Annotated in this window: 24 protein-coding genes; 5 read left to right on the forward strand and 19 right to left on the reverse strand. The window is 71.9% G+C overall.

Annotated features, from left to right (window positions below):
• From FB474_RS15390 to FB474_RS15460, 15 genes are all read right to left on the reverse strand, one after another.
• Positions 1-1536 carry an NADH-quinone oxidoreductase subunit M gene (locus FB474_RS15390; RefSeq protein ID WP_141789440.1) on the reverse strand — a complete coding sequence of 512 codons (1536 nt, stop codon included), beginning with the start codon at positions 1534-1536 and terminating at the stop codon, positions 1-3.
• A complete protein-coding gene (gene nuoL / locus FB474_RS15395) occupies positions 1536-3473 on the reverse strand; it encodes an NADH-quinone oxidoreductase subunit L (protein ID WP_141789441.1) in 1938 nt (645 codons plus the stop codon). The genes FB474_RS15390 and nuoL overlap by 1 nt, the downstream gene beginning before the upstream one ends.
• Positions 3474-3485: 12 nt before the next feature.
• A complete protein-coding gene (gene nuoK, locus FB474_RS15400) occupies positions 3486-3785 on the reverse strand; it encodes an NADH-quinone oxidoreductase subunit NuoK (protein WP_141789442.1) in 300 nt (99 codons plus the stop codon).
• The gene (locus FB474_RS15405; RefSeq protein ID WP_141789443.1) at positions 3782-4549 is read right to left on the reverse strand and encodes an NADH-quinone oxidoreductase subunit J; all 768 of its coding nucleotides are present in this window, start codon (positions 4547-4549) and stop codon (positions 3782-3784) included. Before FB474_RS15405 ends, nuoK begins: the two co-directional genes overlap by 4 nt.
• A complete protein-coding gene (gene nuoI / locus FB474_RS15410) occupies positions 4546-5172 on the reverse strand; it encodes an NADH-quinone oxidoreductase subunit NuoI (protein WP_141789444.1) in 627 nt (208 codons plus the stop codon). Before nuoI ends, FB474_RS15405 begins: the two co-directional genes overlap by 4 nt.
• Positions 5165-6538, reverse strand: a complete 1374-nt coding sequence (nuoH, locus tag FB474_RS15415; RefSeq protein ID WP_141789445.1) for an NADH-quinone oxidoreductase subunit NuoH — start codon at positions 6536-6538, stop codon at positions 5165-5167. Before nuoH ends, nuoI begins: the two co-directional genes overlap by 8 nt.
• The gene (locus tag FB474_RS15420) at positions 6535-8973 is read right to left on the reverse strand and encodes an NADH-quinone oxidoreductase subunit G (protein ID WP_141789446.1); all 2439 of its coding nucleotides are present in this window, start codon (positions 8971-8973) and stop codon (positions 6535-6537) included. The genes nuoH and FB474_RS15420 overlap by 4 nt, the downstream gene beginning before the upstream one ends.
• Positions 8970-10280 (reverse strand): NADH-quinone oxidoreductase subunit NuoF, encoded by a 1311-nt coding sequence (gene nuoF / locus FB474_RS15425; protein ID WP_141789447.1) that lies wholly within the window; start codon positions 10278-10280, stop codon positions 8970-8972. Before nuoF ends, FB474_RS15420 begins: the two co-directional genes overlap by 4 nt.
• The gene (gene nuoE, locus FB474_RS15430) at positions 10277-11083 is read right to left on the reverse strand and encodes an NADH-quinone oxidoreductase subunit NuoE (RefSeq protein ID WP_141789448.1); all 807 of its coding nucleotides are present in this window, start codon (positions 11081-11083) and stop codon (positions 10277-10279) included. The genes nuoF and nuoE overlap by 4 nt, the downstream gene beginning before the upstream one ends.
• A complete protein-coding gene (locus FB474_RS15435) occupies positions 11080-12441 on the reverse strand; it encodes an NADH-quinone oxidoreductase subunit D (RefSeq protein WP_141789449.1) in 1362 nt (453 codons plus the stop codon). The genes nuoE and FB474_RS15435 overlap by 4 nt, the downstream gene beginning before the upstream one ends.
• The gene (locus FB474_RS15440; RefSeq protein ID WP_141789450.1) at positions 12441-13202 is read right to left on the reverse strand and encodes an NADH-quinone oxidoreductase subunit C; all 762 of its coding nucleotides are present in this window, start codon (positions 13200-13202) and stop codon (positions 12441-12443) included. Before FB474_RS15440 ends, FB474_RS15435 begins: the two co-directional genes overlap by 1 nt.
• Positions 13199-13753 carry a NuoB/complex I 20 kDa subunit family protein gene (locus tag FB474_RS15445; protein ID WP_141789451.1) on the reverse strand — a complete coding sequence of 185 codons (555 nt, stop codon included), beginning with the start codon at positions 13751-13753 and terminating at the stop codon, positions 13199-13201. The genes FB474_RS15440 and FB474_RS15445 overlap by 4 nt, the downstream gene beginning before the upstream one ends.
• A complete protein-coding gene (locus FB474_RS15450; protein WP_141789452.1) occupies positions 13753-14115 on the reverse strand; it encodes an NADH-quinone oxidoreductase subunit A in 363 nt (120 codons plus the stop codon). Before FB474_RS15450 ends, FB474_RS15445 begins: the two co-directional genes overlap by 1 nt.
• Positions 14116-14251: 136 nt before the next feature.
• On the reverse strand, positions 14252-15574 hold the full coding sequence (locus FB474_RS15455) for a geranylgeranyl reductase family protein (protein ID WP_141789453.1): 1323 nt from the start codon (positions 15572-15574) through the stop codon (positions 14252-14254).
• Positions 15575-15680: 106 nt separating this feature from the next.
• Positions 15681-16376 carry a demethylmenaquinone methyltransferase gene (locus tag FB474_RS15460; protein WP_141789454.1) on the reverse strand — a complete coding sequence of 232 codons (696 nt, stop codon included), beginning with the start codon at positions 16374-16376 and terminating at the stop codon, positions 15681-15683.
• A gap of 134 nt (positions 16377-16510) precedes the next feature.
• Between FB474_RS15460 and FB474_RS15465 the strand changes: the two genes are divergently transcribed.
• Entirely contained in the window at positions 16511-17803 is a 1293-nt protein-coding gene (locus FB474_RS15465) for an isochorismate synthase (protein WP_246092216.1), read from the forward strand.
• Positions 17804-17892: 89 nt separating this feature from the next.
• Here the strand turns inward: FB474_RS15465 and FB474_RS15470 are convergent, their stop codons facing one another.
• The gene (locus FB474_RS15470; protein WP_141789456.1) at positions 17893-19095 is read right to left on the reverse strand and encodes an MFS transporter; all 1203 of its coding nucleotides are present in this window, start codon (positions 19093-19095) and stop codon (positions 17893-17895) included.
• Positions 19096-19145: 50 nt separating this feature from the next.
• Here FB474_RS15470 and FB474_RS15475 point away from each other — a divergent pair, with 50 nt between their 5' ends.
• The gene (locus tag FB474_RS15475; protein WP_185746191.1) at positions 19146-20426 is read left to right on the forward strand and encodes a GNAT family N-acetyltransferase; all 1281 of its coding nucleotides are present in this window, start codon (positions 19146-19148) and stop codon (positions 20424-20426) included.
• Here the strand turns inward: FB474_RS15475 and menD are convergent.
• Positions 20423-22123 (reverse strand): 2-succinyl-5-enolpyruvyl-6-hydroxy-3-cyclohexene-1-carboxylic-acid synthase, encoded by a 1701-nt coding sequence (gene menD, locus FB474_RS15480; protein ID WP_141789458.1) that lies wholly within the window; start codon positions 22121-22123, stop codon positions 20423-20425. The two genes, FB474_RS15475 and menD, sit on opposite strands and share 4 nt — an antisense overlap.
• A 179-nt stretch (positions 22124-22302) precedes the next feature.
• Here menD and FB474_RS15485 point away from each other — a divergent pair, with 179 nt between their 5' ends.
• Together FB474_RS15485 and FB474_RS15490 are read left to right on the forward strand one after the other, a co-directional pair.
• Positions 22303-23190, forward strand: a complete 888-nt coding sequence (locus FB474_RS15485; RefSeq protein WP_141789459.1) for an oxygenase MpaB family protein — start codon at positions 22303-22305, stop codon at positions 23188-23190.
• 101 nt (positions 23191-23291) lie between these two features.
• Complete coding sequence (locus FB474_RS15490) at positions 23292-23933, forward strand: MSMEG_1061 family FMN-dependent PPOX-type flavoprotein (protein ID WP_141789460.1); 642 nt, start codon at positions 23292-23294, stop codon at positions 23931-23933.
• On the opposite strand, the gene FB474_RS15495 is transcribed toward FB474_RS15490, so the two are convergent.
• Positions 23921-24421, reverse strand: coding sequence for a nucleotidyltransferase domain-containing protein (locus tag FB474_RS15495; protein WP_141789461.1), 501 nt, complete (start codon positions 24419-24421; stop codon positions 23921-23923). The genes FB474_RS15490 and FB474_RS15495 overlap by 13 nt on opposite strands.
• A complete protein-coding gene (locus FB474_RS15500; RefSeq protein WP_141789462.1) occupies positions 24402-25412 on the reverse strand; it encodes an o-succinylbenzoate synthase in 1011 nt (336 codons plus the stop codon). The genes FB474_RS15495 and FB474_RS15500 overlap by 20 nt, the downstream gene beginning before the upstream one ends.
• A gap of 18 nt (positions 25413-25430) precedes the next feature.
• Here FB474_RS15500 and FB474_RS15505 point away from each other — a divergent pair, with 18 nt between their 5' ends.
• Positions 25431-26390 carry a 1,4-dihydroxy-2-naphthoyl-CoA synthase gene (locus FB474_RS15505; protein WP_246092217.1) on the forward strand — a complete coding sequence of 320 codons (960 nt, stop codon included), beginning with the start codon at positions 25431-25433 and terminating at the stop codon, positions 26388-26390.
• Positions 26391-26440 lie beyond the last annotated feature (50 nt).

The following is a 26440-nucleotide window of genomic DNA, read 5'->3' on the forward strand; positions in this document are numbered from 1 at the left end:
TCACTTCGCACTCCCATCAGCTGCGGTGCCGTGCGTCGGAGCGGGGTCGGTCACGCCGACCTGCTGCATCGTGGTCTGCACGGCGGGGTTGATCACGTCGAGGACCGGCTTGGGGTAGAAGCCCAGCACGATGAACGCGGCGATGAGCGGGGCCACGACCCACTTCTCGCGCCGGGTCAGGTCGGCGGGACGCTCGGCCAGCTCCGGCTTGGGGCCGGTCATCATGCGCTGGTACATCAGCAGGATGTAGAGCGCGGCCAGGATGATGCCGGTCGTCGCGATGATCGCGGCCACCTTGTAGCGCTGGAACGTGCCGACCAGGACCAGGAACTCCGAGATGAAGGGCGCCAGGCCCGGCAGCGCCAGGCTGGACAAGCCCGCGACCAGGAAGACGCCGGCCAGGAGGGGGGTGACCCGCTGCCAGCCGCCGTAGTCCGGGATGCGGCGACTGCCCCGCCGGCCGGCGAGCATCGCCGCGACGAGGAACAGCGCGGCGGTGGAGAAGCCGTGGTTGACCATGTAGAGCGTCGAGCCGGACTGGCCCGCCGAGGTCATCGCGAAGATGCCCAGGACGATGAAGCCGAAGTGGCTGATCGAGGTGAACGCGATCAGGCGCATCACGTCGGTCTGGCCGATGGCCAGCAGCGCGCCGTAGACGATCGAGATGAGCGCCAGGACGATGACCGCCGGGGTGGCCCACTTGCTGGCCTCGGGGAACAGCGGCAGGCAGAAGCGGATCATGCCGAAGGTGCCGACCTTGTCGAGCACGCCGACCAGGAGCACCGAGGTCGCCGGCGGCGCCTCCGCGGCCGCGTCGGGCAGCCAGGTGTGGACCGGGAACATCGGCGCCTTGACCGCGAAGGCGAAGAAGAAGCCGAGGAACAGCAGGCGCTCGGTGGTCGGGGCGAGGTGCAACCCGGTCAGGTTGGTGACCAGGAAGTCCTCGGGACCGCCGGGGCCGTGCAGGCCCAGGGCGATGACGGCCACGAGCATGACCAGCCCGCCCAGGAGCGAGAACAGCAGGAACTTCACCGCGGCGTACTGGCGCTGCGGGCCGCCGAAGGACCCGATCAGGAAGTAGACCGGGATGAGCATCGCCTCGAAGAAGACGTAGAAGAGGAACACGTCGGTCGCCGCGAACACCCCGACCATGAACGTCTCGAGGACGAGCATGAGCGCGAAGTAGTTCTGCGTCCGGCGGCCCACCTCGGGCACGTCGTTCCACGCCGCGAGGATGCAGACCGGCGCGAGGATGACGGACAGCATGATGAGGACGAGCGCGATGCCGTCGACGCCCACGGCGTAGCTGACGCCGAACTGCGGGATCCACGAGTGCTGCTCGCTGAGCTGGAACTGCTGGTTGGAGCTGGTGTTGAACTGCAGCGCGGCGCCGATGGCGACCACGAGGGCCGCCAGCGAGAAGCCGAGCGAGATCTGCCGGGCCCTGCCGGCCAGGCTCGCAGGCAGGAGGGCCACGACGGCGGCACCGATCAACGGGATCAGGCCGATCGTGGTCAACCACGGGAAGCTGGACATCACTGAACCACCCACACGGCACCGAGGATCACGACGACACCGGCGAGCATCGTCAGGGCATAAGAGCGAACGAAACCGTTCTGGACGCGGCGGACCCGCGCGGACGTGCCACCGATGAGGGCCGCCAGGCCGCCGGCCGCACCGTCGACACCCTTGCCGTCGAAGAAGACGAGCGAGCGGGTCAGGTGGATGCCGGGGCGCATGAACACGCCCTCGTTGACGTCGTCCTGGTAGAGGTCACGGCGAGCCGCACGCGTGGCGAGCGAGCCCACCGGGGCCACCACCGGCACCGGCTCTCGCCAGTAGCGCAGCCAGGCCAGCGAGACACCGCCGACCACGAGCAGCAGCGTGACGGTCATGAGCACCGGCACCGCCACGACGGGCTCGGCGCCACCTTCGGCGGAGCCGACAACCGGCTCGAGCCAGCTGGTGATGACACCGGTCGGGCCGAGCACCAGCCCGAGGAAGGCCGAGCCGACGGCCAGGATGATCATCGGCACAGTCATGATCTTGGGCGACTCGTGCGGGTGGGCGTCCTCCTCCCACCGCTTCTGGCCGTGGAAGGTCATGAAGAACAGGCGCGACATGTAGAACGCCGTGATGCCGGCGCCGATCAGCGCCGCACCACCGAAGACCCAGGGCTTCCAGCCCTCGCCGACGAAGGCGGCCTCGATGACCTTGTCCTTGGACCAGAAGCCCGCGAACGGCGGCACACCGAGGATGGCCAGCCAGCCCAGGCCGAACGTGGCCCAGGTGATCTTCATGGCACCGGACAGGCGGCCGAAGCGGCGCATGTCGACGGTGTCGTTCATGCCGTGCATGACCGAGCCGGCGCCGAGGAACATGCCGGCCTTGAAGAAGCCGTGCGTCAGCAGGTGGAAGATCGCGAAGGCGTAGCCCACCGGGCCGAGGCCGGCGGCCAGCATCATGTAGCCGATCTGGCTCATGGTGGAGGCGGCCAGGGCCTTCTTGATGTCGTCCTTGGCGCAGCCGACGACCGCACCGAAGAGCAGCGTGATCGCACCGACGATGGTCACGACCAGCCGCGCGGTGGGCGCGGCGTCGAAGATCACGTGGCTGCGGACCACGAGGTAGACACCGGCGGTCACCATCGTCGCCGCGTGGATCAGGGCGGACACCGGGGTCGGGCCGGCCATGGCGTCGCCCAGCCAGCTCTGCAGCGGGAACTGGGCCGACTTGCCGCAGGCACCCAGCAGCAGCATCAGGCCGATGGCGGTGACGACCGCTTGGTTGGCGCCGGGCACCCCGGCGTTGACGCCGGCGAAGGTGACCGTGCCGAAGGTGACGAACATCAGCATGATCGCGATCGACAGGCCGAAGTCACCGACACGGTTGACCACGAACGCCTTGTTGGCCGCCGAGGCGTAGGACGGGTTGTAGTTCCAGAAGCCGATGAGCAGGTAGGAGGCCAGGCCCACGCCTTCCCAGCCGACGTAGACCAGCAGGTAGGAGTCGGCCAGCACCAGCAGCAGCATCGAGGCCACGAACAGGTTGAGGTAGGCGAAGAACCGACGCTTGTCCGGGTCGTGCTCCATGTAGCCGATCGAGTAGACGTGGATCAGCGAGCCCACGAACGTGATCAGCAGGACGAAGGCCACCGACAGCGGGTCGACCAGCAGGCCGGCCTCGAGCTTGAACGAGCCGGCCGGCACCCAGGAGAACAGGTGCAGCGACTGCGCCCGCTCGTCCGCGGGTCGGCCGATCATCGACAGCGTGAGGATGGCGCCGACCACGAAGCTGGCCCAGGACAGCCCGGTCGCCAGAAGCGGCCCGAAGGCGTTGGTACGCCGGCCGCCCAGGAGGAGGGCCGCCGCACCGAACAGCGGGAGGGCGATGAGCAGCCAGGCGACCGAGGTCACCCCAGTGGCGCTCTGGACCACCGCTGCGGTGTGGTCCGCAGTAGCAAGTGAGTACACCTGTTGCGCTCCTTACAGCTTCAGCAGGTTGGCGTCGTCGACCGAGGCCGAGCGTCGGGCACGGAAGATGGCCATGATGATCGCCAGGCCGACGACCACTTCGGCGGCCGCCACCACCATGACGAACAGCGCGACGACCTGGCCGTCGAGCGAGCCGTGCATGCGGGCGAACGTCACGAACGCGAGGTTGGTCGCGTTGAGCATGAGCTCGACGCCCATGAAGATGACGATCGAGTTGCGCCGCACGAGCACCGCGGCCGCGCCGATCGCGAACAGGATGGCCGACAGGTAGATGTAGTTGACCAGGCTCATCGGGCCCGACCCTCCTCGATCTCTCGCTCGATGGCCTGCTCGGCCTCTTCGTAGCGCTCGGGGGTGTGGACCTGCTCACGGGCGGTGAGCACCCGCGATACGGACAGCTCGCTCGGCGTGCCGTCGGGCAGCAGCGCCGGGGTGTCGACCGCGTTGTGGCGGGCGTAGACACCGGGGGCGGGCAGGCCGGCGAGGTTCTTGCCCTCGCGGAAGCGACGCTCGGACCACTCGCGCTGGGTGAGCCGCTCGGTGAGCCGCTCGCGGTGCGCCAGGACCATGGCGCCGAGGGCGGCCGTGATGAGCAGGGCGCTGGTGACCTCGAAGACCCAGACGTACTTGCCGAAGATCAGGTTGGCCACGCCCGTGACGTTGCCGTCGGCGTTGGCCCGCGTCAGGCCGGCAGCGGCCGGGAACGTGACCCGGCCGATGGTGCTCACCAGCAGGCCACCCAGGCCGAGGGCGAGCAGCAGCGCCACCCACTTCTGGCCCTTGATCGTCTCGACGAGGGAGTCCGAGGAGTCGACACCGACGAGCATGAGCACGAACAGGAACAGCATCATGACCGCGCCGGTGTAGACGAAGATCTGCACGATGCCGAGGAAGTCGGCGTTCTGCGCGATGTAGAAGACACCGAGGTTGATCATCACCAGGGCCATCGCCAGGGCCGCGTGCACGGCCTTCTTGGCGAACAGCAGGCCCAGCGCCGCGATGACGCTGATCGGGCCGAGGACCCAGAAGAGGAACGCCTCACCACCGCTGGTCATCGGGTGACACCGCCTTCCTCGACCGCGACCTCGTCGCGCTTGGTGTGCAGCTCGACCCACTGCTTCTGCGAGGGCGTGGCCGTGGAGACCTTGCCCTGGTAGTAGTCGCGCTCCTCCATCTCCTCCACCATCGGGTGGGGCGGCTGGAGCATGCCCTCCTGGAGCGGGGCGAGCAGCTGCTGCTTCTCGTAGATGAGCTTGCCGCGGTCGTCGTCGGCCAGCTCGTAGAAGTTGGTCATCGTCAGCGCGCGCGTCGGGCAGGCCTCGATGCACAGGCCGCAGAAGATGCAGCGCAGGTAGTTGATCTGGTAGACGCGGCCGTAGCGCTCACCCGGGGAGAAGCGCTCCTCCTCGGTGTTGTCCGCGCCCTCGACGTAGATCGCGTCCGCGGGGCAGGCCCACGCGCACAGCTCGCAGCCGACGCACTTCTCCAGGCCGTCGGGGTGACGGTTGAGCTGGTGCCGACCGTGGAAGCGCGGCTGGGTCGGCCGCTTCTCCTCGGGGTACTCCTCGGTCTCCAGCTTGCGGAACATGGTGGCGAAGGTGACGCCGAATCCGCCGACGGGTGCGAGGAGGTCGGACAGCCAGCTCTTGGAGCCCGCCTCCGTGTTCTTCTCAGCCACGGTTGGCCTCCGGGGTGGTGGTGGACGTGGGGGCGGCCGTGGCGGCCACCTGCAGGCTGGGCTCACGCAGGCGCTGGCCGGGCAGCGGCGGCACCGGGTAGCCGCCCGCGAACGGGTCGATCTCCTCGGGGACCTCGACCCGGGACGTGCGCTCCTTCTCGGCGCGACGCCCGTCCCAGACCCAGGCCGCGGCCAGGGCGACGACGGCGATCACGCCGACCACGATGAGCGTGGCCGTGCGGGTGTTGCCGCCGAAGAAGGACAGCTGCGCGCCGCGGATGAACGCGACGGCGACGACCCACGCGAGGGTGACCGGGATGAGGAACTTCCAGCCGAAGCGCATGAACTGGTCGTAGCGCACACGCGGCAGGGAGCCACGCAACCAGACGAAGAAGAACATGAACAGCCAGAGCTTGACGACGAACCAGAGCAGGCCCCACCAGCCGTGGTTGAACATGCCGTCGTTGATGGCGGCGATGCCGGGAGGCGCCTGCCAGCCACCGAGGAACATCGTCGTGGCCAGCGCCGAGACGGTGAACATGTTGACGTACTCGCCCAGGAAGAACATGGCGAACTTCAGCGAGGAGTACTCGGTGTGGAAGCCACCGGTGAGCTCACCCTCGCCCTCGGCGAGGTCGAACGGCAGACGGTTGGTCTCGCCGACCATGGTGATGACGTAGACGCCGAAGCTGAAGAACGCCGGGATGATGAACCACAGGCTCTTCTGCGAGCTGACGATCTGCGAGGTCGACATCGAGCCGGAGTACATGAACACCGCGACCAGCGACAGGCCCATGGCGATCTCGTAGGAGATGACCTGGGCGGTGGAGCGCAGGCCACCGAGCAGCGGGTAGGTCGAGCCGGAGGACCAGCCGGCCAGCACGATGCCGTAGACACCGACGCCGGCGACGGCCAGGACGAGCAGCACCGCGACCGGGATGTCGGTCAGCTGCAGCGGCGTCAGGTGGCCGAACATGCTCACCGTCGGGCCCAGCGGGATGATCGCGAACGACACGAACGCCATGGCACCGGCGATGACCGGGGCCAGGATGAAGACGAGCTTGTCGGCGTTCTTGGGGGTCAGGTCCTCCTTGAGCGCCAGCTTCACGCCGTCGGCCAGCGTCTGCAGCAGGCCGAACGGGCCGGTGCGGTTCGGGCCGGGACGCTGCTGCATCCGGCCGATCACGCGGCGCTCGAACCAGATCACCAGCAGCGTGTTGACCAGCAGGAACACGAAGACGAGCAGCGCCTTGACCAGGGACAGCCACCACGGGGTGTCGCTGAAGTCGGCGACGGGCCGGTCCAGAGTCGGGACGAGGGACGTCACGCCTGTCGTCGCGTGTGCGAGCGAGCCGGCGAGGCTCATGCGGCACCACCCTTGGTGAGAGTCACGACAGCGCCGGCGTCGACGCCGAGCGTCGATCGCACCGCGCTGCCGCGCGAGTTGGTCGGCAGCCAGACCACGTGGTCGGCCATGTCGGTGATCACCGCCGGGACGGTGATGGCCCCGGTCGGGGTCGACACCGTCAGCAGCTCGCCGTCCGCGACGCCCGCGACCGCAGCCGTGGTCGCCGAGAGGCGGGCCACCGCCGTGGGCGCCGTGCCCGCGAGGAACGGCTCACCGTCCTGCATCCTGCCCTCGTCGAGCAGGTGGTGCCACGTGGCGAGCACGGCCTGACCGCTGTCGGTCCACGGCACCTCGGCCGGGGCGACGGTCGGTGCCGCGGCGCGCGCGCCGCTCCACGGGCCGAGCCGCTCCATGTCGGCACGGGCCGCGGCCAGCGTGCGGACGTCGAGGTACTCGCCCATCGCGTCGGCCAGCAGGTCGAGCACCCGGTGGTCGCTCATGGCGTTGGTGTCGAGGGCCGCCTCGAACGGGCGGACCCGGCCCTCCCAGTCGACGAAGACGCCGGCCTTCTCGGCGTGCGGCGCCACCGGCAGCACCACGTCGGCGCGCTCGGTGACCGCGCTCTCGCGGACCTCGAGGGAGACGACGAAGGCGCGGGCCAGGGCGTCGAGCGCGTCACGGGACCGGCTCAGGTCGGCCGGGTCGACGCCGCCGACGACCAGGCCGGCGAGGTTGCCGGCGGTGACCGCGGAGAGCATCTCGGCGGTGTCGCGGCCGACGGCCTCCGGCAGCCCGACGACGCCCCAGGCCTCGCCGACCTCGGCGCGGGCGGCGGAGTCGGTGACCGGGCGGCCTCCGGGGAGCAGGTTGGGCAGGGCACCGGCCTCGAGCGCGCCACGCTCACCGGCACGACGCGGGACCCACGCGAGGCGGGCACCGGTCGTCTTGGCGAGGGCGGCCGCGGCGGACAGCGCACCGGGCACGGTCGCCAGGCGCTCACCGACGAGCACGACCGCGCCCTCGGTCGACAGCGCCTTGGAGGTCTCGACGACCTCGATCTTCTCCTCGGCCAGGGCCGTCAGGACCTCGGCCTCGGTGCCGGGGGCGGTGCGGATCAGCGTCCCGCCGAGCTTCTCCAGCCCGCGCGTGGCGAACGGCGCGACCGAGAAGACGCGCGTGCCGTGCTTGCGGAACGCCTTGCGCAGGCGCAGGAAGACCATCGGCGACTCGTCCTCGGGCTCGAAGCCCACGAGCACGACGGTCGGGGCGGTCTCGAGGTCGGCGTAGGTCACGCCGCCGCCACCGGGGCCGGTGGCCACGACGTGGTGCGCGAGGAACTCGGCCTCCTCCACCGACTGCGGGCGGGCCCGGAAGTCGATGTCGTTGGTCTGGAGCGCGATACGGGCGAACTTGCTGTAGGCGTAGGCGTCCTCGCCGCTGACGCGGCCACCGACGAGCACGCCGACGCCCTTGGCGTCGCGGGCCGCCTCGAGACCACGGGCGGCCACGTCGAGGGCCTCGGGCCAGGAGGCCACGCGGAAGCTGCCGTCCTCGTCGCGCACGAGCGGCTCGGTGATGCGGTCGGCCTGCGTGGCGTAGGTGAACGCCCAGCGGCCCTTGTCGCAGTTCCACTCCTCGTTGACCGCCGGGTCGTTGACGGCCATGCGGCGCAGGACCGAGCCACGACGGTGGTCGGTGCGGGTGGCGCAGCCGCTGGCGCAGTGCTCGCACACGCTCGGGGTCGACACGAGGTCGAACGGGCGGGAGCGGAAGCGGTAGGCCGCGCCGGTGAGGGCACCCACCGGGCAGATCTGCACGGTGTTGCCGGAGAAGTAGGACTCGAACGGCTTCTCCTGGTAGATGCCGATCTGCTGCAGCGCGCCACGCTCGACCAGCGCGATGAACGGGTCACCGGCGATCTGGTCGGAGAAGCGGGTGCAGCGGGCGCACAGGACGCAACGCTCCCGGTCGAGCAGCACCTGCGAGGAGATGTTGATCGGCTTGGGGTAGGTCCGCTTGACGTCCTCGAACCGGCTCTTGGGCCGGCCGTTGGACAGCGCCTGGTTCTGCAGCGGGCACTCGCCGCCCTTGTCGCAGACGGGGCAGTCCAGCGGGTGGTTGATGAGCAGCAGCTCCATCACGCCCTGCTGGGCCTTGTCGGCCACCTTGGACGTGTGCTGGGTCTTGACCTCCATGCCCTCGCTGACCGTCATGGTGCAGGAGGCCTGGGGCTTGGGGAACGCGCGCAGCGAGCCGTCAGGGCCCGGGGTGGCGACGTCGACGAGGCACTGACGGCAGGCGCCGACGGGCTCGAGCAGCGGGTGGTCGCAGAACCGCGGGATCTGGACGCCCACCTCCTCGGCGGCGCGGATCACCAGGGTGTTCTTCGGGACGCTGACGGGCACCCCGTCGATGGTCAGGTTGACCAGGTCCGTGCTGGTGGTGGCGGTCATGCGGACACGGTCTCCTTCGCGAAGAGCGTCGAGGCGTTCCGGTCGAACGGGCAGCCACCGTGCTCCAGGTGGGCGAGGTACTCCTCGCGGAAGTACTGGATGCTGCTCGTGATCGGGCTAGTGGCACCGTCACCGAGCGCGCAGAACGACCGGCCGAGGATGTTGTCGCAGATGTCGAGCAGCTTCTCGAGGTCCTCCTCGCTGCCCTCACCGTGCTCGAGGCGCGCGAGGATCTGCTTGAGCCACCACGTGCCCTCACGGCACGGGGTGCACTTGCCGCAGGACTCGTGCGCGTAGAAGTCGGTCCACCGCTCGACCGCTCGCACCACGCAGGTCGTCTCGTCGAAGATCTGGAGCGCGCGGGTGCCGAGCATCGACCCGGCGGCGGCGACGGACTCGAAGTCCAGCGGGGTGTCGAGGTGCTCGTCCGTGAACAGCGGCGTGGACGAGCCACCCGGGGTCCAGAACTTCAGCTTCTTGCCGCCGCGCATGCCGCCGGCCATGTCGAGCAGCTCGCGCAGCGTGATGCCGAGCGGGGCTTCGTACTGGCCCGGGCGGGTGACGTGGCCGGAGAGGCTGAAGATGCCGAACCCGGTCGACTTCTCGGTGCCCATGTCGGAGAACCACTCGGCGCCGTGCAGCAGGATCGGCGGCACGGAGGCGATGGACTCGACGTTGTTGACCACCGTCGGGCGGGCGTAGAGGCCCGCGACCGCCGGGAACGGCGGCTTGAGGCGCGGTTGGCCGCGGCGACCCTCGAGGGAGTCCAGCAGCGCGGTCTCCTCGCCACAGATGTAGGCGCCGGCGCCGGCGTGGACCGTGACGTCGAGGTCGAAGCCCGTGCCCATGATGTTCTTGCCGAGGTAGCCCTTGGCGTAGGCCTCCTCGACCGCGCGCAGCAGGCGGCGGTAGACGTGGACGACCTCGCCACGCAGGTAGATGAAGGCGTGGTTGCAGCCGATCGCGTAGGACGTGATCGCCACGCCCTCGATGAGGAACTGCGGGGCCGCCATCATCAGCGGGATGTCCTTGCAGGTGCCCGGCTCGGACTCGTCGGCGTTGACGACGAGGTAGCGGGGGCCACCGTCAGGAGCGGGCAGGAAGCCCCACTTCATGCCGGTGGGGAAGCCGGCGCCGCCACGCCCGCGCAGGCCGGAGTCCTTGGTCATCTGGACCAGGTCGGCCTGGGGCATGCCGAGCGCCTTCTTCAGCGCCTTGTAGCCGTCGTGCTTCTCGTAGGTCTCGAGGGTCCACGACTGCGGGTCGTCCCAGAACTTCGTCAGGATCGGCGTCAGCTGCGTGCTCACTTCTCCGCCTTCCCGTCACCCTCGGCAGGGGTGTCCGTGGAGGTATGCCGTCCGGCCGCCATCGCGTCGGAGGTCGCCTCGTTCTGCTGGTTGCCGTTGCTGCCCTCGCCCCAGCCGCGGTCCCTCGCGACCTTCAGGCCCTCCAGGGAGGCCGGACCGGCACCCACGCCCTCGTCGGCGAGGCCGTCGTTGAACCCCGCCAGGACGCGGGAGACCTGCTTGAAGCTGCACACGCGCGAGGGGCCACGGGTGGGCTTGACGTCGCGACCGGCGCGCAGGTCGTCGACCAGGGTCTTGGTGGACTCCGGCGTCTGGTTGTCGAAGAACTCCCAGTTGGCCATGACCACCGGCGCGAAGTCGCACGCCGCGTTGCACTCGACCCGCTCGAGGGTGATCTTGCCGTCGGGCGTCGTCTCGTCGTGGCCGATGCCGAGGTGCTCGCTGACCTCGTCCCAGATCTGGTCGCCGCCCATGACGGCGCACAGCGTGTTGGTGCAGACGCCGACGGTGTACTCGCCGTTGGGGTGGCGCTTGTACTGCGTGTAGAACGTCGCGACGCCGCTGACCTCGGCCGCGGTGAGGTCGAGGACCTCCGCGCAGAACTCGATGCCCCGGGTGGAGACGTAGCCGTCGACGGACTGCACGAGGTGCAGCAGCGGCAGCAGCGCGGAGCGCTTCACCGGGTAGCGCCCGATGACCTCCTGCGCGTCACGGTGCAGGCCGGCCAGGACGTCGGCCTCGTAGGGCTCGCTCGTCGGCGCAGGCACGGCGCCGTAGTTCGGGTTGCTCGTGGTGCCGCTCAACGGTCCACGCCTCCCATCACGGGGTCGAGCGAGGCGACGGCGACGATGACGTCGGCGACCTGGCTGCCTTCGCACATCGCGGCCGTGGCCTGCAGGTTGTTGAACGACGGGTCGCGGAAGTGCGCGCGGTAGGGGCGCGTGCCGCCGTCGGAGACGACGTGGCAGCCGAGCTCGCCCTTGGGCGACTCAATCGCGGCGTAGGCCTGGCCCGGCGGCACGCGGAAGCCCTCGGTCACCAGCTTGAAGTGGTGGATGAGGGACTCCATCGAGGTGCCCATGATCTCGCGGATGTGGTCCAGGCTGTTGCCCATGCCGTCGCCGCCGATGGCCAGCTGGGCCGGCCAGGCGATCTTCTTGTCCTCGACCATGACCGGGCCGGGGGTGGCCTGCAGCCGGTCGACCGCCTGCTCGGCGATCTTCAGCGACTCGTACATCTCGTCGATGCGGATGCGCAGGCGACCGTAGGAGTCGCAGGAGTCGCGGGTGATGACGTCGAAGTCGTAGGTCTCGTAGCCGCAGTACGGGTCCAGCTTGCGCAGGTCGTGCGGCAGGCCGGCCGAGCGCAGCACCGGCCCGGTGATGCCCAGCGCCATGCACCCGGTCAGGTCGAGGTAGCCCACGTCGACGGTGCGGCCCTTGAGGATCGGGTTCTCGTTGAGCAGCAGCTCGAGCTCGCCGAGGCCCTTGCGGATCGCCGGGATCGCGTCGCGGATCTTGTCGATGGCGCCCGGGGGCAGGTCCTGCGCCACGCCGCCGGGGCGGACGTAGGCGTTGTTCATGCGCAGGCCGGTGACCATCTCGAAGATGGACAGGATCCGCTCACGCTCGCGGAAGCCGACGGTCATGACGGTGGTGGCGCCCATCTCCATGCCACCGGTGGCCAGGGCCACGAGGTGGGAGGAGATCCGGTTGAGCTCCATCATGAGCACGCGGATGATGCTGGCCCGCTCGGGGATCTGGTCGGTGATCCCGAGCAGCTTCTCCACCGCGAGGCAGAACGCCGTCTCGTTGAACAGCGGCGTGAGGTAGTCCATCCGGGTGCAGAAGGTCACGCCCTGGGTCCAGGTGCGGAACTCCATGTTCTTCTCGATGCCCGTGTGCAGGTAGCCGATGCCGGCCCGCGTCTCGGTGACGGTCTCCCCGTCGAGCTCGAGGATGAGCCGGAGCACGCCGTGCGTGGACGGGTGCTGCGGGCCCATGTTGACGACGATGCGCTCCTCGTGGAGCGCGGAGGCCTCGTCGGCGATGGTGTCCCAGTCGCCGCCCGCGGCGTTGAAGACGCGCGCGCCCTCGGCGTCGGCCTCGTCGGCGACGCCGGTCGCGTAGACGTCGCCTGCATGCATCTGGTCGGTGCTCATCAGTTGTAGGACCTCCGCTGGTCCGGCGGCGGGATGGTGGCGCCCTTGTACTCGACGGGGATGCCGCCGAGGGGGTAGTCCTTGCGCTGGGGGTGGCCGGGCCAGTCGTCCGGCATGAGGATCCGGGTCAGCGCGGGGTGACCGTCGAACTCGATGCCGAACATGTCCCAGGTCTCGCGCTCGTGCCAGTCGTTGGCCGGGTAGATGCCGACGATCGACGGGATGTGGCGGTCGTCGTCGGGGCAGGTGACCTCGACGCGGACCCGGCGACCACCGTGGGTGATCGACAGGAAGTGGTAGACGGCGTGCAGCTCGCGGCCGGTCTCGTGCGGGTAGTGCACGCCGGAGACGCCGGTGCACATCTCGAACCGCAGGGCCGGGTCATCGCGCAGCGCGCGGGCCACGGTCAGCAGGTCCTCGCGACGCACGAACAGGGTCAGCTCGCCGCGGTCGACGATGACCTTCTCGATGGCGCGACCGAAGCCCTCGGCGCCTTCGAGCGCCCGCTCGAGGTGGTCGGCCACCTCGTCGAAGTAGCGGCCGTAGGGCCGCTGCGCCGGCGCGGGGAAGAGCACCGGGGCGACCAGCCCGCCATACCCGCTGGTGTCGCCGCTGTCGGAGGCACCGAACATGCCGTGGCGGACAGAGACGACCTCGGGGGTGCCCGGTGCGGTCGGCAGGTTGTCGCGCCCGGCCTCGGTCGGCGCGCCGCCGGTCTCCTGGGCCTTGTCGGTGGGGACCTTCTTGTCGTCGGAGCTCATGCGAGCAGCCCCTTCATGGCGTGCGTCGGCGTCGCCTTGAGCGCAGCCTCCTCGGCGGCGCGGGCGGCCTTGACGCGGTTGACGCCCAGCGGCGTGTTCTGGATCTGCTCGTGCAGGGTGATGATCGCGTTGAGCAGCATCTCCGGCCGCGGCGGGCAGCCGGGCAGGTAGACGTCGACCGGCACGATGTGGTCGACGCCCTGGACGATGGCGTAGTTGTTGAACATGCCGCCGCTGCTGGCGCAGACGCCCATCGAGATGACCCACTTGGGCTCGGGCATCTGGTCGTAGACCTGGCGCACGACCGGGGCCATCTTCTGGCTGACCCGGCCGGCGACGATCATCAGGTCGGCCTGGCGCGGGGTCGCCGAGAAGCGCTCCATGCCGAAGCGGGCGATGTCGTAGTCCGGCGTGCCGACGGCCATCATCTCGATGGCGCAGCAGGCCAGGCCGAACGTGGCGGGCCACACCGAGCTCTTGCGCATGTAGCCGGCCAGCTGCTCGACCGTGGTGAGCAGGAAGCCCGCGGGGAGCTTCTCCTCGATACCCATCAGTCCCACTCCAAACCGCCGCGACGCCACACGTAGGCGTAGGCGACGAACACCGTGATGATGAACAGGACCATCTCCACCAGCGCGAACAGGCCGAGCTTGTTGAAGGCCACCGCGAACGGGTAGAGGAAGACGCCTTCGATGTCGAAGACGATGAACAGCATGGCCGTCAGGTAGTACTTGATCGGCACCTTGCCGCCGCCGCTCGCGTGCGGTGTCGGCTCGATGCCGCACTCGTACGCGTCGAGCTTCGCGCGGTTGTAGCGCTTGGGCCCGGCCAGGGACCCCGCGACCACCGAGAAGACGGCGAATCCGCCGCCGATGGCGGCCAGGAACAGGAGTGGGACGTAGGGGTTGGTCATCCCGACACGCTCCCCTTTCGGTTGATCATCTCGCTCACGGCAGTCTGTCCGGAGTGGGTCACGTTGGCGAGGCCAACCATCCGCGAACGCGGGGCCACGTCTCCAAACGGCCCAATCCTAGGGGCGCCCGTCCGGCTCATGCCGCCGGGGCCATCTTGGACAGGGCGGTGATCAGCCGGTCGCCCGCGGTGCCGCCGTGCGGCTCCGCGAGGTTGGCCATCACCTTCAGCAGGAACTTCATCAGCGTGGTGCGCGGCAGGCCGTACTTCGTGGCCAGGCGCATCACCTCCGGGTTGCCGATCGCGTGCGCGAACCAGCGGCCCAGCGTGAAGTAGCCACCGAGCTCGTCCTTCATCACCTTGGGGTAGGTGGCCAGGACGCGCTCGCGCTCGGCGTCGCTCGGGCGGGCCAGCGCCTGGGCGACGAGCTCGGCGCCGACGCGCGCGGCCTCGAGGGCGTAGTCGATGCCCTCGCCGTTGAACGGGTTGACCATGCCGCCGGCGTCACCGACGAGCAGCAGGCCGTCGGCGTAGAGCGGGCTGCGGTTGAAGCCCATCGGCAGCGCGGCGCCACGGATCGGGCCGGCGGAGTCGTCGTGCTCGAGGTGCCAGTCGGCGTCGATGTCCTCGACCCAGCGCCGCATGACGTCCTTGTAGTCGGTCTTCTGGAAGGCCGAGGTGGTGTCGAGCGTGCCCAGGCCGACGTTGGTACGGCCGTCCTCGAGCGGGAAGAGCCAGCCGTAGCCGGGCATGAGGATGCGGTTGCCGGAGTCGTCGCGGGTCCACAGCTCGAGGTGGGACTCGAGGTAGTCGTCGCGGCGCGGCGTGCGGTAGTAGGCGCGGACGGCGACGCCCATGACGCGGTCCTCCCGCTTGGGCCGACCGACGGCGGTCGCGAGGCGGCTGGAGACGCCGTCGCTCGCGATGACCACGGGGGCGCGGTAGGTGACGGTGTCGCCGGAGGCGCGGCCGCGCTCGTCGACCCGTCGCCCGGTGACGCCGACGACCCGTCCGGCGGCGTCCAGGACCGGCCCGGTGACGCTGGTGCGCTCCTCCAGCCGGGCGCCGCGGGACTGCGCGTGCCGGGCGAGGGTCTCGTCGAGCTGGGCGCGCGTGCGCACCATGCCGTAGGAGGGGAAGTGGTCGGTCTCGGGCCAGTCGAGCTGCAGCGTGTGGCCGCCGCCCTTGATGCGCAGGCCCTTGGTGCGCTGCCACCCGGTCGTGTCGACGCCGAGGGAGATGAGCTCCTTGGTCGCGCGGGGGGTCAGGCCGTCGCCGCAGATCTTGTCGCGCGGGAACGCCGACTTCTCCAGGAGCAGGACGTCGAGCCCGTGGTCGGCGAGGTAGGCCGCAGTGGCGGAACCTCCCGGCCCGGCGCCGACGACGATCACATCGGCGGTCTCGGTGGCCGGGGTGCCCGACGCGAGGGTCGCCCCTGCCCCGGTCTCGCTGTTGCTCACGGCTTCCTCACCATGCTGATTGCTACCTGCACGCGCTTGTGAAGATCTTCACGAATACCGGGGAACTCTACGCCCGGACTCGGGACCCTGCCGAACTGAGGCAGACCTAACCCGCCTTGACCGCCCGGTGCAGGGCCACGATGCCGCCGCTGAGGTTGCGCCAGGCCACGTCCTGCCACCCCGCCTCGGTGACCGTGCGCGCCATACCGGCCTGGTCGGGCCAGGCCTGGATCGACTCGGCGAGGTAGACGTAGGACTCGGGGTTGGAGCTGACCCGGCGGGCGATCGGCGGCAGCGAGCGCATGAGGTACTCGCTGTAGACCTTGCGGAACGCCGCGTTGGTCGGGTGGGAGAACTCGCAGACCACGAGGCGCCCACCCGGCCTGGTCACCCGCAGGAACTCGCGCAGCGCGCCGAGGGTGTCGGAGACGTTGCGCAGCCCGAAGGACATCGTGACCACGTCGAAGGAGGCGTCGGCGAACGGCAGCCGCAGCGCGTCGGCGGCGGTGAAACCCAGGTCGGGGCGGCGGCGGTTGCCGACCCGCAGCATGCCGAGGGAGAAGTCGGCCGGCACCACGTCGATCCCCGCGTCGGCGAACGGCTCGCTGCTGGTGCCGGTGCCGGCGGCGATGTCGAGCACGCGCTCGCCCGGCCGGGCGTCGACGGCGCGCACGACCGCCTTGCGCCAGAGGCGGTCCTGGCCGAGGGACAGCACGTCGTTGGTGACGTCGTACCGGCCCGCCACGTCGTCGAACATCGCGGCGACGTCGCGGGGACGCTTGTCGAGGCTGGCGCGGATCATGGGCCACATCCTCCCGTATGCCGTGTGGTGGCCTGCACGGCCACCACCGGTATGCCCCGGTGACCGGCTCGCGCGGGCCCCGTCACCGTGGTCCCGGGTCCGGCGCCCGGGCCCCGGTCGTAGGCTTGCTCTCCGTGACCACCGAGCCCGCACCCGTCCCGCCGCCTCCCGCGGCCGGGCCGCTCGTGGCGCGCACGGTGGCGCTCGAGGACCCCGGCGCGCTGCTCTCGCTGCTGCCCGGCCACGTCTCCCCCGAGGCGATCTCCTCGTGGGTGCGCCGCGGCGAGGGGCTGGTCGGCTGGGGTCGGGCGCTGGTCTTCGAGGCGGGCGGCCCGCAGCGGTTCGCCGCCGCCCAGGAGTGGTGGCGCGAGGTCGTCTCCCGGGCCGTCGTCCGCGACGACGTGCTGCTCCCGGGCACCGGTCCGGTCTGCTTCGGCTCGATCGCCTTCGCCGACGACTCCCCTGCGGGTGCCTCGCTCGTCGTGCCGGAGGTCGTCCTGGGCCACCGGGGCTCGCACTTCTGGCTCACCACGATCACCCAGGGCTCGAGCCTGCCGGCGGTCCTCACCCCCGGGCCGGGCGAGCCCCCGGCCGCCCCGCGCGAGGTCGCCTTCGCCGACGGGGCCCTGTCCGGGGCGCAGTGGGGCGGGGCGGTCGCCGAGGCGGTCTCCCGCATCGCCGCCGGCGAGATGGACAAGGTGGTCCTGGCCCGCGACCTCGAGGTCGACGCGGCCGACCCGATCGACCCGCGCTGGCTGCTGCAGCGCCTGGCCGAGCGCTACGACAACACGTGGGTGTTCGCCGTCGACGGCCTGCTCGGCGCCACGCCGGAGATGCTGGTGCGCCTCGAGAAGGGCCTGGTCACCTCCCGGGTGCTGGCCGGCACCATCCGCCGCACCGGCGACGACGAGCACGACCTGGCCCTGGCCGCGTCGCTGGCTCGCTCGTCCAAGGACCTCGAAGAGCACGAGTACGCCGTGCGCTCGGTCGCCGACGCGCTGGAGCCGCACTGCACCTCGATGAACGTGCCCGAGGCGCCGTTCGTGCTGCACCTGACCAACGTGATGCACCTGGCCACCGACGTGGCCGGCGTGCTCGCCGACGGCACCACCTCGCTCGGGCTGGCGGCCTCACTGCACCCGTCGGCGGCCGTGTGCGGCACGCCCACGCCGGTCGCCGCGCAGGCCATCGCCGAGCTGGAGCACATGGACCGCGGGCGCTACGCCGGGCCGGTCGGCTGGATGGACTCCAGCGGCGACGGCGAGTGGGGCATCGCGCTGCGCTGCGGGGCCTTCGACCCCGACGACGCGCGGCGGCTGCGGCTCTTCGCCGGCTGCGGCATCGTCGCCGGGTCCGACCCCGACGCCGAGCTGGCCGAGTCCGACGCCAAGTTCGTGCCGATGCGGGACGCCCTCGAGGCCCTCTGACGCGACCGGACACCCGTCAGCCCGCGTTTCCGGGGCCGACGGCCAGGGAAACGCGGGCTGAGCCGTGTCCGGATGGGTGGCTCGGAGCCTCAGCGCAGCGGGCCCACGTCGTCGGGCTCGTGCACCTCGTGCGAGGTGGCGGGGACCGGCGCGGCATACCGCGCGAGGACCACGATCAGCGCCGCGAAGCCGGCGACGAGGAGCAGCGCCCGGTCCAGCCCGACGTGGCTGGTGAGCAGGCCGATGGTCGGCGCCCCGAGGAGGAACCCGCCGTAGCCGATCGTGGAGACGACGCCGATCGCCCGCTGGCCGCGGCCGGGCACCTCGCCGGCGGCGGACATCGTCGCGGGGAAGACGGTGGCCAGGCCCAGGCCCCACAGCAGGCCGCCGAGGACGGCGGCGCCGAGCATCGGCACGAGGCAGACCAGCAGCACCCCGGCGCAGGCGCACAGGCCGCTGACCCGCAGCACCCACACCCGGCCGAACCGCTCGATCGCCGGACCGCCGGCGAGCCGCCCGACCAGCATCGTCAGGTTGAAGGCGGCGAAGGTGAGGGCTCCGAACGCCGGCGGCGCGTCCCGGACGTCGACCAGCAGCAGGGCCAGCCAGTCGTTGGCGGCGCCCTCCCCGATGGCGGTGGACAGGGTGATCAGCCCGATGAGCACCTCCAGGGCGGTGATGCCGGAACGGGTGGGCGCGACCGTCTCCTGCTCGGGCATGACCTCGACGCCGGCGTGCTCGCCGATGAAGCGCCGGGTCGCGACGATGACCACGGCGAAGGTCAGGGCGCTGAACACCGGCAGCTGCACCTGCAGGGGGAGGGTGAGCTTGGCGGTGAGCACCCCGACGAGGGCTCCGGCCAGGGTGCCGGCGGAGAAGCCCGCGTGCAGGCGGGGCATCAGGGAGCGATCCCGCAGCCGCTCGACGTGGTGCCCCTGGACGTTCATCGCCACGTCCCACATGCCGGTGGTGGCTCCGATGAACACCAGGGTCGCGGCGAGCGCGAGCGGTGACCCGGTCCAGGCGACGGCCACCCACGCCAGGACGTTGACCAGCGCGACGACCCGGACGGTGTTCTTGCTGCCCCACCGCTCCACCACCCGGCCGGTCCACGGCATGGCCAGCACCGAGCCGATGCCGCCCCCGACCAGGGCCAGGCCCAGCTGGGCCGGGGTCGCGCCGACCTGGTCGCGCAGCTGGGGCATGCGGGCATACGCCTGCGCCATCAGCGCACCGTTGATCGTGAAGACCGCGACGACCGCGGGGACCGACCCCTTCACCGGTGTGTGCATGGGGTCAATCCTGTTGCATGGCCGGTCACGGTGGCGCAACGCTCCGTCCCATGGACAGTCAACAGCCCGCTGCCGGTGTCACGGTCGTCCCGCTCGGCCCCCGGGACCGTGACCGCCTGCTCGGCGTCGACGCCGCGGCCTTCTTCTTCGACCCGTCCCAGCACGACCCGGAGCACGTCCTCGACTACTTCGAGTGGCCGCGGACCTTCGGCGCCAGCCGCGACGGCGGCTCGACGCTGTGCGGGGTCTACACCGCGTTCGGCCTGGGGCTGACCGTCCCGGGTCCGCTGGATGCGCTGGCCACGGTGCCGATGCCCGGCCTGTCCTGGGTCTCGGTGCACCCCGACCACCGGCGCCGGGGCGTGCTGCGGGCGATGCTGGACCACCACTTCGCCCAGCTGCACGAGCAGGGCGTGGGGATCAGCGGGCTGCACGCCGCCGAGCCGGCCATCTACGGCCGGTTCGGGTATGCCGTGGCCTCCCTCGAGGTGCACCTGTCCATGGGCCGCGGGGCCACCTTCACGGCGCCGTCGCTGGACGAGGAGGCCGGTCGGCTCCAGACCCGGTTCATGCCGATGGACTCCGACGAGGCGCGGGCGCAGGTGCACCGGCTCCACGTCGCGGCGACGGCGTCGACGCTCGGCGCGGTGACCCGCTCGGACCTGATGGGCCGGGTGCTGTTCCGCGACCACCCGCCGGCGCGGGTGGGCCGGGAGCCCCAGCAGGTGATGTTCTGCTCCCGCGACGGCGAGGCGACCGGCTACGCGCGGTTCACCCGCTCGGGCACCTGGGAGGACGGCAGCCCCAAGGGCACCGTCGCGGTCACCGAGGTCGTCGCGCTCGACGAGGCCTCGCTGCTGGCGCTGGCCCGCCGGCTGGTCGACTTCGACCTGACGACGACGGTGACCTTCGACCAGCGATCGACCGACGACCCGCTGCTGTGGTGGGCCGGTGGGCCGCGGGCCGTCGAGATCTCGACCTACGACGGGCTGTGGCTGCGCCTGGTCGACGTCGGGCGCGCGCTGTCGGAGCGCGGCTACGCCACAGCGTGTGACGTCGTGCTCGAGGTCGTCGACGAGGTGTGCCCATGGAACCAGCGGCGCTGGCGTCTCTCGGTCGACGACAAGGGTGTCGGACGTTGCTCGCCCACCTCGGACCCGGCCGACCTCCGGATACCGGTGCAGGCACTCGGCGCGGCCTACCTGGGCTCGCGCAGCATCGCCTCGCAGGCCCAGCGTGGCGTCGTGGAGGAGCTGCGGACCGGCGCGGTGCGGCAGCTGTCGCTGGCGATGCGGGCCGACCGCGAGCCGATGCCCGGGATCGCCTTCTAGGCCAGCGCTGTCGCGGCCGCCTCGCGCAGGCGGGCGTGCAGGTCGCGGTGCCCGGTACGCGCCAGCGGGACCTCGACGACCCGCAGCCCCTCCGGGCGAGCGGCGACCGCGGCCGTGAGCTCCTCGCGCGTGGTGGCGCGGGTGTGGTCGACGCCGTGCGCCCGGCACAGGTCGACCAGGGAGGTGCCGGTGGGCGTGCCGAAGATGCGCTCGAAGTCCGCCGCCCGCCCCGGCTCCCCCGGCTCCAGCAGGGTGAAGATGCCCCCGCCGTCGTCGTTGGGCACTACCACGGTCAGGTCCGGACGGGGCTCGTGCGGCCCGATGAGCAGGCCGTTGCTGTCGTGCAGGAAGGTCAGGTCGCCCATCAGGGCGTAGGTGGGCCGCCCCGGGTGCGCCAGGGCCAGCCCTACCGAGGTGGAGACGCAGCCGTCGATCCCGGCCAGGCCGCGGCTGGCGACGACGGCCGCCCCGGTGGGCAAGGTCGCCGGGGTCAGCGCGAGGTCCAGGTCGCGGGCGGCGTTGGAGGAGCCGACGAACAGCGTGGCGTGCCCGGGCAGTGCGGCGGCAACCGTGGCGGCGACCCCGAGCCCCGACGGCCAGGCGCCGGCGATGACGGGCTGCGCGGCGGCTGCGACGGTGCGACCGGCCTCGTGCCACGCGTCCGCCCAGGCCCGGTCGACCGAGAGGTGCTCGTGGCCGGCGATCGCGGCCCACGGGTGGACCCGCTCAGCCACGTGGCCGGGGTCGGGCCAGCCGTGCCCGGGGGTGATGACCTCGACCCGGACCTCCGGCCGGCGCAGCAGCGCCGCGGCTGCCCGGGACAGGGTGATCCGGCCGACCACGAGCACCCGCGAGGGCAGGTGCTGCTCCAGCCACCCGGTGGCGGTCAGCAGCAGCGGCCCGTGCGGGCTCACCGCCGCGCGGTCGAGGGCGCCGAACGGCTCGGCCAGCAGCGGCCACCCGGTCGCGTCGACCAGCGAGGCGACCGCGGCGGCGGCGCTGGGGTCCGGCAGGTCGCCCAGCAGCACCAGGGTCCGCGGCTCGTCCTGCAGCGGCTCGGCCACCGCGATGGCCCGGTCGGTGCGCACCCACGGCGCCCCGCCGGGACGGCCGTCCAGCGGCTCGGGCCACGGCTCGGCGTCCACGGTCGGCACCAGCGGCTCGCGCAGCGGCAGGTTGAGGTGGACCGGGCCGGGGGTGCCGCCGAGCGCGCCGGTCGCGGCCGCGCAGGCACGGCTGGCGGTCGAGCGCCACACGGCCACCTGGCCGGCACGGCGCTCGGGTGCGCCGAGGTCGTGCAGCCAGCGGACCGGCATACCGAACAGGCCCGGCTGGGTGGTGGTCTGGTTGGCTCCCGTGCCGCGCAGCTCCGGCGGGCGGTCGGCGCTGAGGACCAGCAGCGGCACCGCCGCGTGGTGCGCCTCGAGGACGGCCGGGTGCAGGTTGGCGACGGCGGTGCCGGAGGTGGTGACGACCGGCACCGGGCGGCGGGTCAGCTTGGCCAGGCCGAGGGCCAGGAACCCGGCGGAGCGCTCGTCCACGCGCACGTGCAGCCGGATCCGGCCGACGCGGTCAGCCTCCTGCAACGCATAGGCCAGCGGCGCCGAGCGCGAGCCGGGGCACAGGACCGCCTCGCGGACCCCGTGCCGCGCGAGCTCGTCGACGAGGACGGTCGCGAGGGCGGTCGAGGGGTTCACCTGCCCGATCCTGCCGCATCGGTCCGGCCGGACGCGGACGGCCGGGCAGGTTCGGCCGCCCCGACTCGCTCACGTGGTGCCCGGTACACCGCGAAGAGGGCCCCGACCAGCGCGGATTCGCGGCGCAGCGGGCACCAGGTCGCGCGGTGGGTGTCAGCGGGGGCGCGCACAATGGGGGCATGGCTCCGCTCGAGGTGCTCCGCAGCCAGGTCCAGCAGGCCGTCTTCGCCAAGGTCGCCGGGCCGGACGGCCCCGTCCTGCGTGACCGGATCCACGGCACGCCCGGCCCGCGCTGGTTCCCGCCCGGCTCGCCGATCCGGCGCGTGCACGCCGACACCGCGATGTACCCCGGCGGCATCCGCGCCCTGCTCCTGCAGTCGCTGCACCCCCTGGCCATGGCCGCGGTGGCCGAGCACTCGGGATACCGCTCCGACCCGTGGGGGCGGCTGGCGCGCACCAGCGCGTTCCTGGCGGTGACCACGTTCGGGACGGCCGAGGACGCGGAGGCCTCGGTGGCCGCGGTGCGGCGGGTGCACGCGCGGATCAGCGGCGTCGCGCCGGACGGGCGCAGCTACCGCGCCTCCGACCCGCACCTGCTCGCCTGGATCCACGTGGCCGAGGTGGACAGCTTCCTCACCGCGCACCAGACCTACGGCCGCCGCCCGCTGACGCCGCAGGAGGCTGACGAGTACGTCGCGCAGGCCGGTGAGGTGGCCCTCCGCCTCGGCGCAGACCCGGCCGAGGTGCCGACGAGCACCGCCGGGCTGGCCGCGCGGCTCGAGGCGTTCCGGCCCGAGCTCGAGGGCACGCGGGAGGCCCGCGACACGGCACGGTTCCTCCTGCTGGAGGCGCCGCTGCCGCTGGTGGCCCGGCCGGCGTACGGCCTGCTGTGGGCGGCCGCGGTCGGACTGATGCCGACGTGGGCGCGCTCGCCGCTGCTGCTGCCCCACCTGCCGATCCTGGAGCGCACCGCGATCCGCGCGGCCGGGCACACCATGGTCGGCGGGCTGCGTTGGCTGGCCGGTGCCGACGGCGTCGTCACCGTCGACGACCAGCCGGCCGCCTGAACCCCCGCGCAAACCGGCGGTAGCGCCGCCGCTGCCGGGCGTAGGGTCAGCCCTGCGGACAGGCCGGGGCGGTCCCTGGCCCGGGGACACGGGAGGCGCGCGTGGAAAGCACGACCTGGAGCGAGATCACCTCGGAAGCGGAGCTGCGCGAGCTGCTCGGCACCCCCATCCAGCGGGTCGCCGAGAAGGTGCGCCCCGAGCTGACCGCGCTCGACCGGCAGTGGCTGGCCACTTCGCCGCTGTGCGTCGTCGCGACCTCCGACGCCCGGGGGCGCCTCGACGCCTCCCCCAAGGGCGACCCCGCCGGCCACCTGATCCATGTCCTCGACGAGCGCACCATCGCCCTCGCGGAGCGCCCCGGCAACCGGCGCGCCGACGGCTTCCTCAACGTCCTGGAGAACCCCCACGTCGGGCTGCTCTTCCTCGTCCCCGGACGCGGGGACACCTTGCGGGTCAACGGCCGCGCCCGGCTGGTGCGCGAGGCGCCGTTCCTCGACGAGATGGTCGTCAAGGGCCGGCGCCCGGTGATGGCCATGGTCGTGGAGGTGGAGGAGGTCCTCTTCCACTGCTCCAAGGCGTTCGTGCGGTCGGCGCTCTGGCAGCCGGAGACGTGGCAGCCCGACGCCCTGCCGTCGCGGGCGCAGATCGCCAAGGACCTCGAGCGTCCCGAGACACCACTCGAGGAGCTCGAGGAGTACTACGGCCCCTCCTACGCGCGGGACGAGAACCTCTACGGGGCCTGACCTCTTCGCACGGGCGTGTCCTCCAGCAGGCGAAGGTCGTGCCGGTCGACGTCCCGCAGCTCGTAACCGGCGTGGAGCTCACGCTGCATCCGTGCCGACAGGCAGCGGACACCCGTCCCGCCGACCGAGCCCTCACACCAGGCGTCCGCCGGGTAGTCGAACCGGATGTCGTCGAGCCCCGCCTGCCAGGCGCGGCCGTCGGGCGCGAAGTGCAGCGGGTGCAGGTCCACGTGCCGGCCGGCGACGTGGTCGGACAGCTCCACCCGCACCGGGAGCCAGTCGGTGGTGACGACGAAACCGTTGCGCTGCAACACTTCCACGCACGCGTCCAGCCGACCCGCGTCAACGGCCACGTCGACGTCGCGGTGCTCACGGGTCTGCTGTCCGTGCAGCGCGTCGACGCCCCAGCCACCCGAGAGCCGCGGGCTCGCGCCCACGCAGGTCAGGAGGTGAAGGACCTCGACGACGTCAGCGGCGGTCGTCGGCACCGAGGACCTCCCAGCAGCGGCGGACCCGGTCGACCCACCAGTCACGCCGCTCCGCCGGTGCTGCCCACCGCTCCAGCAGCAGCGGGTCCACCTCGGCCGCAGTCACTGGCAGGGACCCGCCGCGGGGCACGACCGAGGGCACGGCCACGTCGCCGGCCATGAGCTCCACGGTGCCCAGCCCGCAGGCGAACGGCAGCTCCGGCAGCGCCGCCGCGAGCGCCACGCCGGCCGAGATGCCGACCGAGGTGTCCAGCGCGCTCGAGACGACCGTGGGCAGCCCGCACTCCTGGGCGACCGCGAGCGCCGCCCGCACCCCGCCGAGCGGCGCCACCTTGACCACGACCACGTCGGCGGCACCCTCGCGCGCCACACGCAGCGGGTCGGAGGCCTTGCGGATCGACTCGTCCGCCGCCACGAGCACCTCGGTCCCGCCCCGCGCCAACGCCGTTCGCAGCCGGGCGAGGTCCTCCACGGTCGCGCACGGCTGCTCGGCATACTCCAGCCCGTATCGCGCGAGCCGGGTCAGTGCCTCCCTCGCCTGCTCGAGGTCCCACCCGCCGTTGGCGTCCACGCGGATCCGCCCCTCCGGCCCCATCACCTCGCGCACCGCCGCCACCCGGTCGACGTCGTCGGCGAGGTGCTGCCCCCGCTCGGCGACCTTGACCTTGGCGGTGGTGCACCCGTCATACCGGGCCAGGACCGCGGCGACCTGGTCCGCCGGCACCGCGGGCACGGTGGCGTTGACCGGCACCGAGGACCGCTGCGCCACCGGCCAGCCCTGCCACCCGGCCTCGAGCGTGGCCGCCAGCCAGCGCGCGGACTCGGCGTCGTCGTACTCCAGGAACGGCGCGAACTCGCCCCAGCCGGCGGGTCCGCGCAGCAGCACCGCCTCGCGCTCCATCACCCCGCGGAAGCGCACCCGCATGGGGATCCGCACGACGTGGAGGGACTCAAGGACCTCCGACAGGCCCGGCAGGAGCGGATCAGGCATGCGCCTATCCTCGCTGACGTGACCGACCAGCAGAGCAGCCAGGACCGGACCGGGGCCGTGTCGGAGATCTTCGACCCGAGCGCGTGGGAGGTCGTCGAGGGCTTCGACTTCACCGACATCACCTACCACCGTGCCGTGGTCGACGGGCCGGCCCGCGGCACGGTGCGGATCGCGTTCAACCGCCCCGAGGTCCGCAACGCCTTCCGTCCGCACACCGTGGACGAGCTGTACCGCGCGCTGGACCACGCGCGGATGACCCCCGACGTCGGCGCCGTGCTGATCACCGGCAACGGCCCCAGCACCAGGGACGGCGGCTGGGCGTTCTGCTCCGGCGGCGACCAGCGCATCCGCGGACGCAGCGGCTACCAGTACGCCGACGGCGAGACCGCCGACACCGTGGACCAGGCCCGGGTCCGGGCTGCCGGCGGCCGGCTTCACATCCTGGAGGTGCAGCGCCTGATCCGCACCATGCCCAAGGTCGTCATCGCCGTGGTCAACGGCTGGGCGGCCGGCGGCGGGCACAGCCTGCACGTCGTGTGCGACCTGACCATCGCCAGCCGCGAGCACGCGCGGTTCAAGCAGACCGACGCCGATGTGGGCTCCTTCGACGGGGGCTACGGCTCGGCCTACCTGGCCAAGATGGTCGGGCAGAAGTTCGCCCGCGAGATCTTCTTCCTCGGCCGCACCTACTCGGCCGAGGACATGCACCGGATGGGTGCGGTCAACATCGTCGCCGACCACGCCGACCTCGAGCGCGAGGCGCTGCAGGTGGCCGCCGAGATCAACGGCAAGAGCCCGCAGGCGCAGCGGATGCTCAAGTTCGCCTTCAACCTCACCGACGACGGCCTCATGGGCCAGCAGGTGTTCGCCGGCGAGGCGACCCGTCTGGCCTACATGACCGACGAGGCGGTCGAGGGCCGCGACTCGTTCCTGGAGAAGCGCGACCCCGACTGGAGCCCCTTCCCCTGGTACTTCTAGGGATCCACGCCCAGCGAGGGACCGTGCGGCCGCCGCACGGTCCCTCGCGG

It is taken from the genome of Oryzihumus leptocrescens (genome assembly GCF_006716205.1).
Taxonomy (GTDB): domain Bacteria; phylum Actinomycetota; class Actinomycetes; order Actinomycetales; family Dermatophilaceae; genus Oryzihumus; species Oryzihumus leptocrescens.

Excerpts from the sequence above, each read along its gene's own strand:
- FB474_RS15390 (WP_141789440.1), bottom strand. The coding sequence starts at position 1,536 with ATGTCCAGCTTCCCGTGGTTGACCACGATCGGCCTGATCCCGTTGATC.
- nuoK (WP_141789442.1), bottom strand. The coding sequence starts at position 3,785 with ATGAGCCTGGTCAACTACATCTACCTGTCGGCCATCCTGTTCGCGATC.
- FB474_RS15405 (WP_141789443.1), bottom strand. The coding sequence starts at position 4,549 with ATGACCAGCGGTGGTGAGGCGTTCCTCTTCTGGGTCCTCGGCCCGATC.
- nuoH (WP_141789445.1), bottom strand. The coding sequence starts at position 6,538 with ATGAGCCTCGCCGGCTCGCTCGCACACGCGACGACAGGCGTGACGTCC.
- FB474_RS15420 (WP_141789446.1), bottom strand. The coding sequence starts at position 8,973 with ATGACCGCCACCACCAGCACGGACCTGGTCAACCTGACCATCGACGGG.
- FB474_RS15435 (WP_141789449.1), bottom strand. The coding sequence starts at position 12,441 with ATGAGCACCGACCAGATGCATGCAGGCGACGTCTACGCGACCGGCGTC.
- FB474_RS15440 (WP_141789450.1), bottom strand. The coding sequence starts at position 13,202 with ATGAGCTCCGACGACAAGAAGGTCCCCACCGACAAGGCCCAGGAGACC.
- FB474_RS15445 (WP_141789451.1), bottom strand. The coding sequence starts at position 13,753 with ATGGGTATCGAGGAGAAGCTCCCCGCGGGCTTCCTGCTCACCACGGTC.
- FB474_RS15450 (WP_141789452.1), bottom strand. The coding sequence starts at position 14,115 with ATGACCAACCCCTACGTCCCACTCCTGTTCCTGGCCGCCATCGGCGGC.
- FB474_RS15460 (WP_141789454.1), bottom strand. The coding sequence starts at position 16,376 with ATGATCCGCGCCAGCCTCGACAAGCGTCCCCGCGACGTCGCCGCGATG.
- FB474_RS15470 (WP_141789456.1), bottom strand. The coding sequence starts at position 19,095 with ATGCACACACCGGTGAAGGGGTCGGTCCCCGCGGTCGTCGCGGTCTTC.
- FB474_RS15475 (WP_185746191.1), top strand. The coding sequence starts at position 19,146 with ATGGACAGTCAACAGCCCGCTGCCGGTGTCACGGTCGTCCCGCTCGGC.
- FB474_RS15485 (WP_141789459.1), top strand. The coding sequence starts at position 22,303 with ATGGCTCCGCTCGAGGTGCTCCGCAGCCAGGTCCAGCAGGCCGTCTTC.
- FB474_RS15500 (WP_141789462.1), bottom strand. The coding sequence starts at position 25,412 with ATGCCTGATCCGCTCCTGCCGGGCCTGTCGGAGGTCCTTGAGTCCCTC.